19 protein-coding genes are annotated in these 17585 nt (G+C 43.7%); 4 read left to right on the forward strand and 15 right to left on the reverse strand.

All coding sequences use genetic code 11. From position 1 onward, the window contains the following. Positions 1-12: 12 nt before the first annotated feature. The 11 genes from O3646_RS06960 to mutL all read right to left on the reverse strand — a co-directional run bounded on the left by O3646_RS06960 (position 13) and on the right by mutL (position 9829). The gene (locus tag O3646_RS06960; protein WP_371610705.1) at positions 13-423 is read right to left on the reverse strand and encodes an SP_0198 family lipoprotein; all 411 of its coding nucleotides are present in this window, start codon (positions 421-423) and stop codon (positions 13-15) included. A 76-nt stretch (positions 424-499) separates the two neighbouring features. After that, positions 500-1732, reverse strand: coding sequence for a folylpolyglutamate synthase/dihydrofolate synthase family protein (locus O3646_RS06965; protein WP_371610706.1), 1233 nt, complete (start codon positions 1730-1732; stop codon positions 500-502). Positions 1733-1938: 206 nt separating this feature from the next. Then, the gene (locus O3646_RS06970) at positions 1939-2244 is read right to left on the reverse strand and encodes a DUF1292 domain-containing protein (protein ID WP_003001941.1); all 306 of its coding nucleotides are present in this window, start codon (positions 2242-2244) and stop codon (positions 1939-1941) included. Positions 2245-2266: 22 nt separating this feature from the next. Continuing rightward, positions 2267-2686 (reverse strand): Holliday junction resolvase RuvX, encoded by a 420-nt coding sequence (gene ruvX / locus O3646_RS06975; protein WP_023919889.1) that lies wholly within the window; start codon positions 2684-2686, stop codon positions 2267-2269. Continuing rightward, entirely contained in the window at positions 2686-2952 is a 267-nt protein-coding gene (locus O3646_RS06980) for an IreB family regulatory phosphoprotein (RefSeq protein WP_003002070.1), read from the reverse strand. Before O3646_RS06980 ends, ruvX begins: the two co-directional genes overlap by 1 nt. A 124-nt stretch (positions 2953-3076) precedes the next feature. Next, entirely contained in the window at positions 3077-3673 is a 597-nt protein-coding gene (locus tag O3646_RS06985) for an SP0191 family lipoprotein (protein ID WP_070506008.1), read from the reverse strand. Between the two features lie 135 nt (positions 3674-3808). Continuing rightward, a complete protein-coding gene (gene spx, locus O3646_RS06990; RefSeq protein ID WP_003009108.1) occupies positions 3809-4207 on the reverse strand; it encodes a transcriptional regulator Spx in 399 nt (132 codons plus the stop codon). Between the two features lie 87 nt (positions 4208-4294). Further along, entirely contained in the window at positions 4295-5440 is a 1146-nt protein-coding gene (recA, locus tag O3646_RS06995) for a recombinase RecA (protein WP_371610707.1), read from the reverse strand. Between the two features lie 103 nt (positions 5441-5543). After that, positions 5544-6812, reverse strand: coding sequence for a competence/damage-inducible protein A (locus O3646_RS07000; RefSeq protein WP_371610708.1), 1269 nt, complete (start codon positions 6810-6812; stop codon positions 5544-5546). A 459-nt stretch (positions 6813-7271) separates the two neighbouring features. Further along, complete coding sequence (gene ruvA / locus O3646_RS07005) at positions 7272-7865, reverse strand: Holliday junction branch migration protein RuvA (RefSeq protein ID WP_371610709.1); 594 nt, start codon at positions 7863-7865, stop codon at positions 7272-7274. Positions 7866-7885: 20 nt separating this feature from the next. Then, entirely contained in the window at positions 7886-9829 is a 1944-nt protein-coding gene (mutL, locus tag O3646_RS07010; RefSeq protein ID WP_371610710.1) for a DNA mismatch repair endonuclease MutL, read from the reverse strand. A 247-nt stretch (positions 9830-10076) separates the two neighbouring features. On the opposite strand from mutL, the gene O3646_RS07015 reads away from it, so the two are divergent. Both O3646_RS07015 and O3646_RS07020 read left to right on the forward strand, forming a co-directional pair. Then, the gene (locus O3646_RS07015) at positions 10077-10517 is read left to right on the forward strand and encodes a LytTR family DNA-binding domain-containing protein (RefSeq protein WP_049503862.1); all 441 of its coding nucleotides are present in this window, start codon (positions 10077-10079) and stop codon (positions 10515-10517) included. Further along, complete coding sequence (locus O3646_RS07020) at positions 10511-10966, forward strand: DUF3021 domain-containing protein (RefSeq protein ID WP_227223953.1); 456 nt, start codon at positions 10511-10513, stop codon at positions 10964-10966. Before O3646_RS07015 ends, O3646_RS07020 begins: the two co-directional genes overlap by 7 nt. Before the next feature lie 34 nt (positions 10967-11000). On the opposite strand, the gene mutS is transcribed toward O3646_RS07020, so the two are convergent. Beyond that, positions 11001-13550, reverse strand: coding sequence for a DNA mismatch repair protein MutS (gene mutS, locus O3646_RS07025; protein ID WP_371610711.1), 2550 nt, complete (start codon positions 13548-13550; stop codon positions 11001-11003). A gap of 120 nt (positions 13551-13670) precedes the next feature. After that, entirely contained in the window at positions 13671-14111 is a 441-nt protein-coding gene (argR, locus tag O3646_RS07030; protein WP_023919910.1) for an arginine repressor, read from the reverse strand. A gap of 104 nt (positions 14112-14215) precedes the next feature. Between argR and argS the strand changes: the two genes are divergently transcribed. After that, complete coding sequence (gene argS / locus O3646_RS07035; protein WP_021154104.1) at positions 14216-15904, forward strand: arginine--tRNA ligase; 1689 nt, start codon at positions 14216-14218, stop codon at positions 15902-15904. Positions 15905-16056: 152 nt separating this feature from the next. Beyond that, positions 16057-16302, forward strand: a complete 246-nt coding sequence (locus tag O3646_RS07040; protein WP_049515223.1) for a hypothetical protein — start codon at positions 16057-16059, stop codon at positions 16300-16302. Positions 16303-16542: 240 nt separating this feature from the next. Here O3646_RS07040 and nrdI read toward each other — a convergent pair whose 3' ends face one another. Beyond that, positions 16543-16998, reverse strand: a complete 456-nt coding sequence (nrdI, locus tag O3646_RS07045) for a class Ib ribonucleoside-diphosphate reductase assembly flavoprotein NrdI (RefSeq protein WP_049516115.1) — start codon at positions 16996-16998, stop codon at positions 16543-16545. A 61-nt stretch (positions 16999-17059) separates the two neighbouring features. After that, positions 17060-17575, reverse strand: coding sequence for a hypothetical protein (locus O3646_RS07050; protein ID WP_049516112.1), 516 nt, complete (start codon positions 17573-17575; stop codon positions 17060-17062). Between the last annotated feature and the right edge of the window lie 10 nt (positions 17576-17585).

Genomic DNA, 17585 nt, shown 5'->3' on the forward strand with positions numbered 1-17585 from the left:
TTGTCTCGTCCCTTATTGCTTGGTCAGGACAATAATCCCTTGATCATCCTCTGCTTGTTCCAAGTCTTCTAGCGACAACTGATTTCCTTCGATCCGATAGCGATAAGGCTCATCTCCGATACGCATGGATTGATTGACCGGATCAATACTAACCTCTTTGGTCTCTTCTTCTCCATCAGCATCTTGTACCGTAAACGTGCCTTTTCGCCCCGTCACAACTAAGAGAATCGTATTTTCCTCGTCCTGTCCTCGATAACTGCCATCTATGGACATTCCTTCTTTCTGTTCTTCACTCGCTGACGTCACAGTCTGTGATGAAGCAGACGTCTGTTTGCTTGAAGTCTGTGTCGCTTTTTCTTGCTGGCCACAAGCAGTCAGGAAAAGGGCTACTGCCAAGGTCAGTATAGACATGATTTTTTTCATTAAGAACGACTCCTTTCGCCATAACCGTATACTATCTACCACCAGTATACGCCAAGAAAGTCTTTAGGTCAATTGTTTACCCCTCTAATAAAAATGCCCTTACTTCTGCAATAAAATACAAGGATCCTGTCACAAATAAGACTTCATCTGGACGACTCTGATCCATAAATTCTTTGATATAGGCCTTGTAGTCAGCTACATAGGGCAAGTCTTGTCGGTCACCTTGTGCCACCACTTCTCCGTAATGGAAGGTTGTCAAAATCAATTCAGCTTCTGGCAATCCCGCTTGAAGCGTTTGGAGCATCCCGCTATAATCTTTTCGCTTGAGGGCTCCAAATAAAATCTTCACGCGCTTTCCTGCTAAGCTATTGGCAAATTCGATCAAGCGTAACATAGCATGAGGATTATGAGCGCCATCCAGATACACCTGGTCACCAAACAACTCTAGACGTCCCGGCCACCTTGTCTCTTGCAAGGCGTGCTTGACCTGCTCCATATCCACTTCTTGATCTAGCCCCTCCATATAGAGGAGAAAGGCCTCCAGAGCTACTGCAGCATTTTCCCGTTGGTAATCACCCTTCAAGCCCAGAGACGGCCAGACAAGATCCACACGTTCATTCCAAAAACGGTCCTGCTCTAAGCCAAAATCTTTCTGGAAGGCATGGAGATCCACATCCAATTGCTTCGCTTTTTCTTGACAAACAGCTATGGCATCATCCGACAAGGGACCCACCACAGCTTTCTTGCCCTTCTTAAAGATTCCTGCCTTTTGCTGGGCGATTTCTGCAATCGTCCCTCCCAGTGTTTCCTGGTGATCCAGGCCAACCGAAGTGATCACTGCGATCTCTCCTGCCACTACATTGGTCGTATCTAGAAGCCCACCGATGCCAACTTCCAACAAGACTACATCCACAGCTTGCTCCTTAAAATACAAGAGGGCCATGAGACAGATAATCTCAAAATAAGAGAGTTGGTCCTGGGTTTGAAGCAAGGTCTGCTCCATTTGTTGGACTTCTTGACCAATCCGAGTAAAATCTTCATCTGAAATCGGCTGACCCCCAATACAAATCCGATCATGGATACTGATCATATGAGGAGAGGTAAAGGTCCCAACCTTCTTTCCGTGAGCCATCAATAATTGACGCAGAAAGGCGATTGTGGATCCCTTCCCATTGGTTCCTGTCACATGAAGAATCGGATAAGCCTTATCTGGCCTCCCTAAAAGGCTCACTGCCTGCTCCATACGATCCAGGCCCGATCGAAAATTCAGACCGATCCGACTATTCATCCATTGCTCAATCTTATTCACATCTTCCTCCTAAAAGAAAAAAGCGACAAAGCCTCTTCTGACGTTTGCGCTCCTTTCTTTTGTAATTGTTTCGTTCTCATTTTACAGCAAGTCCATCGGACTTCCTGCTTTTTCTTGTTTCTTGAAGCAGGGCTAAAAACATCCACCGGATGTTTCAACTCTTTCTAGTTTCTAGGAGTTGAGGTGATACAGTCTCCCAGACTGTATCACTCCTCCATAAAGCTGTTGAAGACTTCTTCGATCATATCCCATTCTGCATCTGAGTCTTCTGGGATTGGTTGAAGGTCGCCTTCTGTTCCGTCTTCGTTTTCTGTAAATGAATAAGCTTGGATTTCAACTTCGCCGTTTTCATCTTCTTCTGCATTTGCAGGGATCAAAAGGACATAGTTCTTTCCAAATTCTTCTTTGCCATCAATGGTCAAAAGAATTTCAAACAAGGTTTCATTTCCTTGTTCGTCCACCAATGTGATTAATTCACGTTCTTCATGGTCGTGGTTATGATCATGTGCCATACTATTCTTCCTCGTTTTCTTTCTAAAAATTGCGATCTAAATAATTTTGTAAAATGAGCTGCGCTGCTAACTTATCAATAACTTTTTTACGTTTGCTACGGCTAATATCTGCTTGCTCAATCAACATCCGCTCTGCAGCAACTGTCGTCAACCGTTCGTCTTGGTAGTCGACTGGCAACCCAAACTTTTCAGCAATCATTGCGCCATAAGCCTGACTGGCTTCCACACGCGGTCCGCTTGTGTTGTTCATGTTTTTTGGTAAGCCTACAACAAAACGGTCCACCTTATATTGAGCCACTAATTCGGCCAAGCGCTCCAAACCGAATTCTTTTTTGTCTTCATCGATTTGGATGATTTCAAGACCTTGAGCTGTAAAACCGAGAGGATCACTCACAGCAACCCCTACGGTCTTTGAGCCAACATCCAATCCCATAATTCTCATTAGAGGTCTATTCCTTGCCCTTTCAAATAATAACGTACCAATTCTTCCACGATCTCATCTCGTTCATATTTACGAATTTGGTTCCGTGCATTATTATAACGAGGTACATAGGCAGGATCACCACTGAGTACGTATCCTACGATTTGATTAATTGGATTGTAGCCTTTTTCATCCAGTGACAAGTAAACATCTTTCAAGGTCTCGCTAATTTCCTTACGATTTGAATCATCAAGATTAAAACGTACTGTTTCATCTGTAAATCCCACAAGAACACCCTCTTTCCTTAGAATATTACTATTATACCATAATCAAGAGTTTTCCACAACGGTCAAGCCCTTGATTTTACAGCTTTTTCAAGCATTTTTGAGCTATTTCAGTTAAACTGTTTTTTTATTTTTGCTCACTTGCTCCAGCATTGATAAGATTGTCCGCAAATTGACTCGGTGTCAACTTCAACAACTCTGGTAAGTGATTGTTTTTGAAGTAAGTCATGCCTTCGGCCTTCTTCACATCCATCGCTTCAAAGTCATAGGTGATGGTTACCTTGTATTCATTCTCATTTTCCAAGGTTAAATCAGCTGTGAAACCTGGCACTGTCAAAGCTTCCTTAAAGGCATCGTCCTTGTTAAAGGATTCTCTCAATTGCTTTTGTGCTTCCTCGACTCCAACCTGTTGGATCCCTTTTTTCAACTCCTCATCGGTTGCCGTCACATTGATAGTCTCCAACTTTTTAAAGGTGTTCCCCACATAGGTGACGATTTGCGTCTGTTGTGTTCCCTTATCATCTTTTGGAAAGACAAAGGTCCTAGTGATGACTTTATTTTCTTCAGCTTTTTGTAGAATACTCTTATTATCCTTTTGCAGCTGCTCTGCTTTTGCTTGGAGCGCCTTTTGTTCACTTGAATTTGGCGTTTTCGCTTGTTTTTTTTGACCGCATCCAGTCAAACACAAGGCAAGCGCACCCAATAAGAAGATTTTCCTTTTCATTTTCCATTCCTTACTAGTTATTGTTTTCTAAAATATTGTATCATAGATTTCGTAAAATGGCGCAGTAAACTGCTTTTCATTCCGATTTTTAAAAAGAAAAAATCAGAAACAAATTGTTTCTGATTTTCAACCACTTTAAAGAGCTGCACGCATCCGCGCTTCTGCATTTTCTACATTTCTAACTGATCGTGGCAAGAAGGCACGAATATCATCTTCTTTGTAGCCCACTTGGAGACGTTTGTCATCTACCAAGATCGGACTTTTAAGAATACGAGGTGTTTCCATGATGATGTCAATGACTTCATTGACACTCAAGTCTTCGATGTCCACTCCTAGATTTTTAGCGTATCGATTTTTTGAAGAGACAATACTTGCCACTCCATTTTCAGTCTTTGTAAGGATATCCAATAATTCTTCTTTGGTGATCCCTTCCTTACCGAGGTTTTGTTCTTTATAAGTTAGCTGGTGAGCGTTGAGCCAAGTCTTTGCTTTTTTACAGCTGGTGCAACTTGACACTGTATAAATTTTAATCATGCATGCACTCCTTTCGCTACACGATAATACTATCGTATTAAATTATAACACAAAAACCATCAGTCTAGCGACCTATTTTGAAAAAAATTAATCTTCAATTTCAATCGCATCATCTAAATCTAGAGTTACTTCTTCTACGACAGGAGCTGCTTCTTCAGTTTTATCAAGGGTTTTCACTGCTTCGTCTTCTTCGATCAAACCAAAATGAATCCGAACCTTGTGGTCGATTTCGTCAAAAATTTCTGGGTGGTCAGCCAAGAATTTCTTAGCATTTTCAGATCCTTGACCAATTTTTTCGCCGTTATATGAGTACCAGGCACCAGCTTTTTGGATGATATCCAAATCTGTTGCAATCTTCACCAATTCACCTGTACGTGAAATTCCTTCCCCGTACATGATTTCAACCATGGCTTCTTTGAACGGTGGAGCCACCTTGTTCTTCACAACCTTGATCTTGGTTTCCTTACCAACGTTGGTATCTTTTTGGTCCCCAGTCCCCTTGATTTGAGTGTTTCCACGAACATCTAGACGGACAGAAGCGTAGAATTTAAGGGCACGACCACCAGGTGTGGTTTCAGGGTTCCCAAACATGACCCCAACTTTTTCACGCAATTGGTTGATAAAGATGGCAATGGTCTTGGTCTTATTGATAGAAGCTCCGAGTTTACGCATCGCTTGGCTCATCATCCGCGCTTGCAAACCAACGTGGCTATCCCCGATATCTCCATCGATTTCCGCACGTGGGACCAAGGCCGCAACAGAGTCGACAACCACCAAATCAACCGCACCAGAGTCGATCAATTTACCAGCAATTTCAAGTCCTTGTTCCCCTGAGTCTGGTTGAGACAAGAGAAGTTCGTCGATATTGACTCCGAGAGCTGCTGCATAAGATGGATCCAAGGCATGCTCGGCATCGATAAAAGCAGCAATGCCTCCTTCTTTCTGTGCTTGCGCTACTGCATGGAGGGCAACGGTTGTTTTACCAGATGATTCTGGACCATAGATTTCGATGATCCGACCTTTTGGATAACCACCAGCACCCAAGGCAATATCAAGCGCCAAGGAACCAGAGCTCATGACTTGAACTTTTTGCTCTGCACGTTCGCCCAAACGCATGATCGATCCCTTACCAAAATCCTTTTCGATCAACTTCAGGGCATCATTGAGCGCTTTTTCACGTTCATCTCCAAATTTCTTAGAGATATCATCTAATTTTTTCTGTTTTTTCGCCATTCTTTTCTCCTATTTTTTACTATACAGGAAATGTATGCAACTCACCGACGCTTTACATTTCCTATCCATTTTTAGAATTATTCTTCATTTGGCACAAGCTTCATTATACCAAATTTTCACCATTTAATACAGCCAAGCGCACCAAATTAAAGGCATGAAGGACTGCAATTTCGCGGACATCCGCCCGGCTACGTCCAGCGATATTAACTTGGACACTATCCACTCCATTTGGAGTCGCAAGTCCGATAAAGACAGTCCCTGCTGGGTGCCCTTCTAGACTATCTGGCCCCGCAACTCCGGTCAGGCTAACACCATAATCGGATCCTGTTAACTTACGGGCCTGTGAAGCCATGGCTTGAGCGGTAAAATGAGACACCACTCCATGTTGCTCTAACTCTTGAGCTGGAATAGACAACATCTTGCTTTTTTCTTCCAGACTATAGGTGACAAAACCACCCGCGAAGATGCTGGACGCACCTGAAAAATCTGCCAAAGTCGCTTGGAAAAGGCCAGCCGTCAGGCTTTCTGCAGCTGTAATGGTCTTACCAGTCCGTTTCAAGAGATCAAAGGCCACCTTGGCCATCGAATTATCATCCCCATAACCGTAAAACAGTTCATGCAAGGGTTGATGGTCCAGGGTGTGGCGTGATAAGATTTCCTTTTCTAAGACATCGAGCTTAGCATCCGCTGAGGCTTGATCCTTCGCCTTTGTAGACAGACGCAAGGTCACTTCTCCCGTCTTGGCATAAGGGGCCACTGTCGGATCACTCTGCTCTTCAATGATATCTGCTAGGATCGTAACTAGCTGGCTTTCCCCAATCCCAAAGAAGCGCAAGACTCTTGAAAAGAGCTCTTCCCCTGTCGTCAAATGAGGCACCAATTGTTCATTGACCATGGGTTTTAACTCACTTGGAGGACCAGGTAGAACGACATAGGTCACACCATCGACTTCAATCAAACCTCCAACCGCGAGACCTGTACGGTTTTGAAGGGGGATTGAACCGGCAATCAATTGTGCTTGTCGCTCATTATTGGGCGTCCGGACATAATCAGGGCGGCTGGCAAAGAAGGTGTCGAGTTTGGCAAGCGCTGTTGGATCAAAAACCAGTTCTTTCCCTAAGAACTTAGCAAGGGTTTGCTTGGTCAAATCATCCTCTGTTGGCCCAAGTCCACCACATAAAATCACCAAATCACTGCGTTTTGAAGCTGTCTCAATGGTCGAGAAGAGACGACCTTCATTGTCTCCTACCGCCACATGATAATAGACATCAATTCCTAAACTAGCCAATTTTTCAGACAAGAATTGAGCATTGGTGTTGACAATTTGTCCTGTTAGAATTTCTGTTCCAACTGCAATAATTTCCGCCTTCATGGTGCCTCCCACTTATACTATTCGTAATTTTCATTTCATTTTAACACAATTTCCTAAATTATTTAAAAAAGTCGCAACCTGCGACTTTTTATTGTTCCTATTTCCAATCACAATCATTCTCATGATCATTGAAACGCTTATTTAATTTATAGACAATCATATTAACAAAAGAGCCCGTAGGCTCTCTTGCTATTTTTTAAGTTCACGAATAATCATGACAGGAATCGTAACAATTCCAAAAATAACGTACAGCACAGCCCATTTAAATAATGTCCATAATGTTTTCATAAACTTCCCCCATTTGTTTATTTACAAAATACCACTATTACTTTGATGTTTCTAGTAGCTTGATGAATCAATTATATATCATTTATTGTCCGTTTGCAATCTTCATTTATATATTAAATATTTAATCCCTACTATTTACATAATAATAATAATAATCGTTATACCATTCTCCTATTTCACCAACATCTTAAGGGCTGACTTGATATAGTTTTCTGCTGTATCGGTCGTACCTTCAAAGAACTTCTTGATTTTCTTAAGTTCCGTTGCTTTGTAGCCCAATGCCAACATGGCTTCCATAGCTTCTTCAAGGGCTTGGTTTTCTTCTGCAACTTTGGCTTTGGTCTGAGCCGGTGCATCTTCTAGATCAAGATTGATCTTACCTTCCAAGTCCAGCACCATCTGTTGGGCTGTTTTCTTGCCGATCTTTGGAAACTTGGTCAAGTAAGTGATATTCTTGCTTTCGATGGCTTGGACAAGGCCTGCATTGTCATCTGCAGCAATGATGGCCAGAGCTGATACAGGTCCAATCCCAGAGACTGAGATCAAGTTTAAAAAGAGCTGTTTCTCTTCTTCGGTCGCAAAGCCATAGAGAAGGTGAGCGTCTTCCCGAACCACTTGGTGCAGGTAGACTTGCACCTCTTGGTTCATTTTACCAGAGTAGGCATAGGGATTGGCCACATGCAAGAGATAGCCGATTCCAGCTGTTTCTACCACGATGTATTTGGCGGTAATTTTCGTTAAGATTCCTTTAATGTATTCGTACATAAGATTCCTTTATTGTTTGATTAATATTTGCCCAATTCCCGTAAACTGGTGTGATTTTCCTGAATGCGTCGGAACATCTTTTCCATGTCGGACTTGGTGAAGTTGACCAAGACCGGACGGCCATGAGGGCAGTTATAAGGGTTGTCACATTGGGACAGTTGGTAGATGAGATCCCGTGCAGAGTAATCGTCCAGTGTGTGATTGGCCTTGATGGAGCGTTTGCAGGACATCATGATGGCCAACTCAGCCCGGTATTTCTTGATGGACACTTCCTTGGTCAAAAGGAGCATATCACACATTTCATAGATGCCCGACTCGATCTCTTCTTCCTTCATCCAGATCGGATGCTCCCGCAAGATCAACTGGTTGGCTCCGTATTCTTCTAAGTAGACGCCCACTTCTTCTAGAAGGTGCTTGCGCTGTCGCAGGCGGATCAGATCGTCTGTAGGGAACTCAAAGATATAAGGCACCAGCAGTTGTTGCTGACTGCCGTCTACGTCCCCGATGCTCTCCCGGTATTCTTCGTATTTGACCCGCTCTTGGGCCGCGTGCTGGTCAATGATATATAGGCCCCCATTTCCTTGGGCAAAGAGATAGGTTCCATGCATCTGACCAAAATATTCTAACTCTGGGAAGGTCGAATGTTCTTCCCCATCCAACTTATCATAGGCCTTGTCTAGACTAGCCAGATCCAACTCTGGGTGATCCAGTTCATCATAAACCACAGTCTTTCTTTCCGCAAACTTAATCGCGCTTGTCGGTTTTTCTACGGTGTTTTCTTGGCTTGTAGAATCAGCAGTTAGCTCATCTGTTAGAGGTAATTGAGGATCTGCCACTTCTGGTCGAAGTTTGAAATCTTGACTTTCTCGATCATAATAGAGGCGGTTTTCCTTTAAAGGCAGGGTCGTCTGTTCTGGCTTTTCTGTTCGGCGAATGGTCGACTTGGCTAGATTTTCTAGAGCATCCGGAATCAGGTCCTGCTCTTTCAAAGCATTCGCAATCGCTTGGGAAATCAAGGCCATCAGTTCTCGTTCTTTGGAGATACGAACCTCTTGCTTGGTCGGGTGAACATTGACATCCGCTAAGTAAGGGTCTATCTGGATATGAATGATCGCGAGCGGAAAGCGCCCCACCATGAGTTTACTGCCGTAGCCGTCTAAAATAGCTCGATTGAGCAAGAAATTCTTGATATAACGGCCGTTGATAAAGAGACTGATGTAATTGCGATTGGCACGAGTCAATTCAGGCAAAGACACAAAGCCCGTCACTTCAAAATCCAGGTCGCGATTTTCAATGGCCACCATCTTCTTGGCAGACGCGAGGCCATAGACACCCGCAATCGCTTGCCGGAGATTGCCCGTCCCCGCTGTTTTGGTCATTTCTTTTCCATCATTGATCAAGGTAAAGGCAATCTCAGGATGGGCCAAGCTCAAGCGGTTGAGAATATCCACGATATGGGATAGCTCTGCCTGCTGGCTCTTTAAATACTTGAGACGGGCAGGTGTATTAAAAAAGAGATCTTCCACTGTGATCTTGGTCCCGACAGGGCTTGTCGCTGGCTCCACTTCCTCAATTTCGCCACCCTTTGCGACCAATTTGGTCCCGTGGGCAGCTCCTTCTTGCGCCGTTAGAAGGGTTAGAATACTGACAGAAGCAATGGAAGGCATGGCCTCACCACGAAAACCAAGCGTTCGAATACGAAAAAGATCTGCTTGACTCTTGATCTTACTGGTCGCATGTCGACGGAGGGCCAAAGCGACCTCATCGTGCGCAATTCCTTCCCCATTGTCTGTAATCCGAATCGACTTCAATCCTGCTTCTTCGATTTCAACAACAATCTGGCTAGCTCCAGCATCGATCGAGTTTTCAACCAATTCCTTGACCACACTAGCAGGTCGTTCAATCACTTCACCTGCCGCAATCTGATTGGCGAGGACTTCTGGCAATTCAATAATCTGTGGCATGTCTGCTCCTTTACCTATTTTTTCACCGATACATGTAGCTCTATTATACCACAGATCCACAAGACTCCCTTTCTTAAAAAATAGAGGCTGGCCCATCTTCTTCCTTAAAAACCGCATAGGCAAAGAAAATGACCACATAGACAAATCCCCTTGTCTTCCCTTTGGAAAAAGTGTTTAATAGTAGTGTAAAGAAGGAGCCGGGCTAGCAGGCCAACCGACTTTACCCAAAGGAGGGAGAAACGATCTTATGAAAGTTGAAGTACACATTGATTCCCACTTCCAAGAAGAAGCGGTGATGATCACAGCACCTGCACTATCTGCGCGTGTAGAGAAAATCCGTGACTTTGTGGAAGAATTGGATCAAAAAGGGCGCTTACGTGCCAAAAAGGATGGGGAAGCTTACCTGATCGAAAGCCAGCTATTCCAACGTTTTTACATTGAAAATCGGCAAGTAATTGGTGAGACCATGACAGATCAATTTATTCTGACTGGGCCACTCTATCAGTTATCTGAAGACTTACCGACCTGCTTTCTCAAAATTTCCCAATCTGAAATTATCAACACAAAAGAAATCGATCACCTGCACTTTACTAGTGGAGGATCGGTGCAAATCTATCTTAAAAACGGGAGTCTGACCTACTCCTCCCGTCGTTACTTGAAAGCCATTAAGGAGAAATTATCATGCTAAAACAATCTTTTTCTGACGCCCTAAAAGGGATTTTCATCGGGCTCATCTTATCCATCTTCTTTTCCTATCTCTTCTCACCTGAGTTGTACCTTCCCTTAAGTCCCAACTCTGCAGTCGGTCGCTGGATGTTCTTGCATCATGTTCACGGCTCACTGGTCATGCTCTATTGTGCTCTCGTTTGGGGTGCGATTGGGGTCCTCTTTAGCTTCGGAAGTCTCCTCTTTCAAAAAGACTGGAGCCTCTTACGGGCTACTCTGAGCCATTACCTACTCATGTTACTTGGGTTTATTCCCCTAGCTACCTTGGCCGGCTGGTTTCCAGCACGACTCGGATTTTACTTCTCACTCGTTGTCGAATTCACCCTCGTTTACGTGATCATCTGGTTGGTCTCCCATCATTTTTATAAAAAACAAGTTCAAGAAATCAATCAAAGCATTGCTAACCACTAAAGGAAAAGATCCTCGCCGTCACGAGGATCTTCTTTTATAATTTCTTTTTCAATTTGGCGACTGCCATCATGACTTCCATGGGAGTCATATTGTAGAGATCCAGATTCTTCAATTCTGTGATCACTGTATTTTCTGGCTCTTCCTCAAAGAGGGACATTTGTTCAGCAACCTGCGAAGGTACTTCCTTTTTAGGGGTTGCATCCGCAAGCGGTACTTGCTGGGCTTGTCCTTCGAGCTTGGTCAAAATCGCATCCGCCCGCTTCAGCAATTCTTCTGGCAAACCAGCGATCTTGGCCACGTGAATCCCATAGGACTTATCTGCTGGGCCGGGTTCAATCTTGTGCAAGAAGGTAACCTGACCATCTCGCTCCAAGGTCGCAACATGGACATTTTCCAAGCGAGACAAGGTTTCTGAAAGAGCCGTCAATTCATGGTAATGGGTCGCAAACAAGGTTTTGGCACCGGTGCAATCGTGAATGTATTCGATGATGGATTGGGCGAGGGCCATCCCATCATAGGTCGCCGTTCCCCGTCCCAACTCATCAAACAAAATCAAGGACTGGGTCGTTGCCTTGCGAATGGCGTGATTGGCCTCCATCATTTCCACCATGAAGGTAGACTGACCCGATACCAGGTCATCAGCAGCTCCGATTCGAGTATAAATCGCATCAAAGATTGGCAACTCGGCCTTTTGCGCTGGAACATAGGAGCCAATTTGGGCAAGAATCACAATGATCGCCAATTGGCGCATATAGGTAGACTTCCCGCTCATATTTGGCCCCGTAATCAGCTGAATATCCCGTTCCTCATCCATAAAGATGCTATTAGGAATATAGGACTGGGCTCCCATGACTTTCTCGACAACTGGATGGCGACCTTTGTCGATCGCGATTCGTCGTTCTTCATGAAAGAAGGGACGATTCAATTGTTGCGACTCAGCGACACTGGCTAAACTTTGTAAAACATCAACCGTCGCAATCGCCTGAGCTAACTGTTGCAGACGTTGGATATACTTGCCAACTTCTTCACGAATCCGCATAAAAATCGTATATTCCAGATTAGCAGACTTCTCACGCGCCTCTAGCATATCTCCTTCGATACGTGCCAATTCCTCCGTACCAAAGCGTTCTGAATTTTTCAAGGTCGCCTTGCGGAAAAAGTGAGCAGGAACGTGACTCAATTGAGAATTGGTGACATGGAAATAGTAGCCATCCTTCTTGTTGTAATCAATCTTTAGACCTGTAATGCCACTGGCTTCGCGCTCCTTGGCTTCAATCTCAGCAATCCAACCAGTACCATCTCGAAGAACGACACGGTACTGGTCCAATTGCTCGTCAAACCCAGTTCGGATGATATTTCCCTCCGTAATAACAGCAGACGCTTCCGGAGCAATAGCTGAGGTAATCAAGCGGTGCAACTCAGGAAGTTCATCCAAGCGTGCAATCAAGACATCTAAGACCGGATCACCAATTCCCAGTAGAATCGACTTGATCGTCGGCACATGCCCCAGAGTATCTCCTAGCTGCAAGAGATCCTTAGGATTGATCTTACCAAAGGAAACCCGACTCGCTAAGCGTTCAATGTCATAGACCCCTTTGAGGCTGTCGGTCAAATCGCTCCGTTCAAAGAAATGATCCATAAAGACCTGAATGATGTCCTGGCGCTCTCGAATCCGTTTCAAATCGACTAAGGGTTTCTGAATCCAGGACCGCAACAAACGACCGCCCATGGCCGTCTTGGTTTCATCCAAATACCAATACAAGCTACCATGTTTCTTCCCAGTCCGTGCATTCTCTGTCAAATCCAGACTAGCCTTGGTCGCAAAGTCCATCTGCAAGAAATCGCAAATCTCATAATGATGGGCTTTTTTGAGGTGGCTCAATTCCCGCATTTGTGTCTGGTGGACATACTGGAGAAGTTTTCCAGCCGTTTTCTTTTCGAGCTCACTCAACTGATCCCCTAAGAGTTGAACATCGTCAAGCACCGTCTCTACATGTGACAGCAAAAGATTCATCTGGCTAATAAACACACGCTCTTCCTGTTCTGGCAACTCATAACCCAGGACCACCTCACGCGCACGTAAATTGCGGATTTCTCCACAAACCATAGTGAAGTCATTGAGGGTCGTCACCTGAAACTCCCCTGTTACCAGATCCATATAGGCTAGCCCATACTCATTCCCTGAACGATCCAAGGCAACCAGGAAGTTGTTCTCACTATCTGGCTTGGTCGAATCCACCACTGTACCCGGCGTAATCACCTGTACGACTTCACGCTTAACGACCCCCTTGGCTTCTTTGGGGTCTTCCATTTGTTCTGCAATCGCGACCTTATACCCCTGTTCAATAAGAACATCAATATACTGCTGGGCCGAGTGGTAGGGAACACCCGCCATAGGAATTGGATTCTCTGCATTTTTATTCCGTGAGGTTAAGGAAATCTCTAAAATTTGAGCTGCATTCACTGCATCTTCATAAAATAATTCGTAAAAATCTCCCATTCGAAACAGCAAAAAGGCATCCGGATAGTCTTTTTTGATATCTAGATACTGCTGCATTCCAGGGGATATTTTCTCTACTGCCATACTTCTTTATTCCTTACTCTTGCATCATTTTCTGACGCAAGCCCCATAGATGAAAACAGGAGTAGATAGCTCACTATCTTCCTCCTTTTGACATCTCTCTTTCTCTCCAACGGGGCTTGATTACTGCATCATCCCTAAAATTTCATTTTGAATTTCAATGGCTGCCTCTTGGTCACGGCAGACAATCAAGAGGGTATTGGCCCCTGCTACTGTTCCCAAAATACGCTCATCTGACATTTCATCTACACCATTGGCCAAGAGAGCTGCTTCTCCTAGTTCTGTCCGCAAAACCAAAGTGAATTCTGCTCGTGAGACCGACTTGGCATGGCTGGACAACATAATATAAATCTCTGCCACCTCAGGCTCATTTGGCAAAATATAATACAACTGGTCTTTTCGTTTCACCTTGACTAGACCCAGATCGCGCAAATCTCGTGACAGAGTTGTTTGCGTTACAGCAATTCCTTTTGCTTCTAACCGATCCTGAATCTCTTTTTGAGTCGACAATTTTTCATTTCGAATCATTTGTTGAATCAAAAGGTGACGTTCTGTCTTTTTCATTGGACCTCCACTTTTGAATAAATATACTTTAAATTATACCAAAAAAATTGAAAATTCGCTCAGAATTGTGTTAAAATAATAGTTAAAAGGACTAAGGAGCTAATATGAACAATAAAGAACTCATTGCTAGTGAATTGGCCAAAGTGATTGACTCTCTTGACCAAGATGCTATTTTAAATTTGCTTGAACAACCAAAATCATCTGATCTTGGTGACATTGCTTTTCCAGCCTTCTCACTTGCAAAAGTGGAACGCAAGGCTCCTCAAGCAATCGCTGCAGACATTGCTGAAAAGATCGACCAAAGTGCCTTCGAAAAAGTCGTTGCAACTGGACCTTACGTGAACTTCTTCTTAGACAAATCTAAGATCTCTGATCAAGTAATCAAATCCGTCATCGAAGCAGGTGCAGACTATGGTCAACAAGACGAAGGTCATGGCCAAAACATTACCATCGACCTTTCAAGTCCAAATATCGCAAAACCATTCTCAGTTGGTCACTTGCGCTCAACCGTTATCGGGGATGCTCTTTCAAACATCTTCCGCAAAATGGGCTACAACACGATTAAAATCAACCACTTGGGTGACTGGGGTAAACAGTTCGGTCTCTTGATGGTGGCTTACAAAAAATGGGGTAGCAAGGAAGCTGTCGAAGCCAACCCAATCGATGAATTGCTAAAACTTTACGTTCGGATCAACGCTGAAATCGAAAACGATCCTGAGCTTGATGATGAAGGACGTCTCTGGTTCAAGAAATTGGAAGATGGAGATCCAGAAGCGACTGAGTTGTGGCAATGGTTCCGTGACGAAAGCTTGGTAGAATTCAACCGTATCTACAAACTCCTCGGTGTTGAATTTGACAGCTTAAACGGAGAAGCTTTCTACAATGACAAGATGGATGAAGCTGTCCAAATTCTTGAAGACAAAGGCTTGTTGAAAGAGTCTAAGGGTGCTAGCATCGTTGAGCTCGATGATGTCAACCTTCCACCAGCTATGATTAAGAAATCAGACGGTGCCACTCTTTACATCACGCGTGATATCGCAACCGCTATCTACCGTGCACGGACTTACAACTTTGTGAAAAACATCTATGCTGTAGGTCAAGAACAATCTAACCACTTCCGTCAGTTGAAAGCTGTTTTGAAGAAAATGGGATTTGACTGGAGCGACGATATGGTTCACGTTGACTTTGGTTTGGTGACAAAAAACCGCCAAAAATTGTCAACTCGTAAAGGAAATATCATCCTTCTCGAACCAACTCTTCAAGAAGCCATCTCTCGTGCCAAAGCGCAGATCGAAGAAAAGAACCCTGAATTGGAAAACAAGGAAGAAGTGGCACATGCAGTCGGTGTTGGTGCGGTTAAATTCTACGACTTGAAGACAGACCGCCGCAATGGGTATGACTTCGACCTCGAAGCCATGGTATCCTTTGAAGGAGAAACTGGACCTTACGTTCAATACGCTTACGCTCGTATCCAATCCATCCTTCGCAAAGCCAACTTCACACCATCTACAGATGCGACATACAGCTTGAGCGATCCTGAAAGCTGGGAAATCATCAAGCTTCTCCAAGACTTCTCTCGTGTGGTGAAACGTGCTGCTGAAAACTATGATCCATCCTTGATCGCAAAATATGCTATCAACTTGGCTCAAGCCTTCAACAAATACTATGCGCACACTCGTATCTTGGATGAAAGTCCAGAACGCGAAAGCCGTCTTGCTCTTAGCTACTCAACAGCAGTAGTCTTAAAAGAAGCCCTTCGCTTACTTGGTGTCGATGCACCTGAGAAAATGTAATTTCTTATCTATGATGGATACGTAGAACATCTCTTATGGGAGTGAGAGGAGAAACTAAATGCGATTCAATTTAGTTCTTTCTCACTCCTTTTCTCATGTCCAATGCCTTTCATTCTCTACATTTTCAGATCCTTTATATACAGGAGAAATCTATGAATCAAACCGTTTACATCTTAATTTTCATCAGTTTAGTGGTCCTCTTTTTATTTAACAAGTACGAGAGAGAAAAACTACAACGGCTCTTACAAGAGCAACTCTTGAAAGATCAAGCTTTCAAAGATAGCATCAAGGAAAAAATCCAAGAGACCGACAATATCAACGATGTCATCCATGCCATCAACAAAGACTATCGATTGGGGCTCCTACTTGCTAAAGAAATCACAGAAAAATTAAAATAAGCCATAGAAGAGGAGTCATATAAAATGTGACTCCTCTTCTATTCAGTCGCAACAAATAAGAGGCTGGGACAAAAGTCCTAGCCTCTCAATTATTTTTGGATTGTCGAGCAAGACGCAGTGGTTGAGTGGCCTCTACTACGCTGATTTCATCAGCTTTTACAGCCCTACTCAACTGTGCGGAGGTGGGACGACGAAATCGAATTCTAACGAATTACCGATTTCTGTCCCACTCTCTTTATTTTAAAGATGATACAAATCTTCTACAATGGCGGCTACTTTTTTAATATCTCCCAACATCCCCCGCATTTCAAAATCGGCTAACATGGGGAAACCAAAGCGTTGGCTGTATTGCTTAGCGGTTAAACAATATTGATTGTTAAAATTCCGATTGCCTGATCCAACCACTCCTAAGCACTTGCTGGCATTGTCTCCATAAGCAATAAAATCCGCAACATCTGTCGTCAAAATTTCCACATCGCCATTGTCAACACCATTTCCACCCTCCAAATAGGTAGGCAAAAAAGTGATAAAAGGATTGGTCATTTCAAAGAAGGACTGGCCCTCTTTGACCATGTCTTTCACATGCACTTTCTCGATTTCAAGTCCGGGATGGGCTTCCAGCAAATAGTCACTTAAGCGGCGGACAAAACTCTCTGTATTCCCACTCAGACTAATATAAACAAAGGATACTTTCATCTTTTTTCTCCAATCAAGAAGCTCTCTTATCCTCTAAGAGAGCTCCATTCAAACTTATCTATTATGCCGTAGCTTGAGCTTTTCTCAAACGCAAGGTTTTATACAAAACAATTCCAAGGAAGAGAAGAGATAAAGCAGTCAAGAGCAACAAAGCAATGGACGAAGATGCTAGATATCGTTGACGAAGGGACGGGTTTGAAAAACTAGCCAATAGCGGACGCCCTGCAAAATAATTATAGCAAGAGAAGGCTTGACTTAATAAAATCTGCCCCATGTAAGTATAATGGGCTGTTAACAGATCCTGCTTCATAAAGAGGAAATAGAAAGTTGCCAGTAAGGCAATCAGAATCAGGGAAACAAATAAAAAGGTTAGTGGAGACTGATTGAGTTGGGCTGATTTCTCATAATATGTCACATAGTCCGCCTTGTCTTGAGCCGTTGTTAAACCAAGTTGTTTCGCAAAATCATCTGTCAGCTCAAAACTCTTTGAAGCTCCAAAGGTTGAGACAGCTGAAGTCAGGGTTCCAACCGTAGAGAAAAATAACAGGATGTAAAGATAGATAGGTTTCTTTTTCATACAAACTCCT

It is taken from the genome of Streptococcus sp. 27098_8_148 (genome assembly GCF_041432105.1).
Taxonomy (GTDB): Bacteria; Bacillota; Bacilli; order Lactobacillales; family Streptococcaceae; genus Streptococcus; species Streptococcus parasanguinis_AE.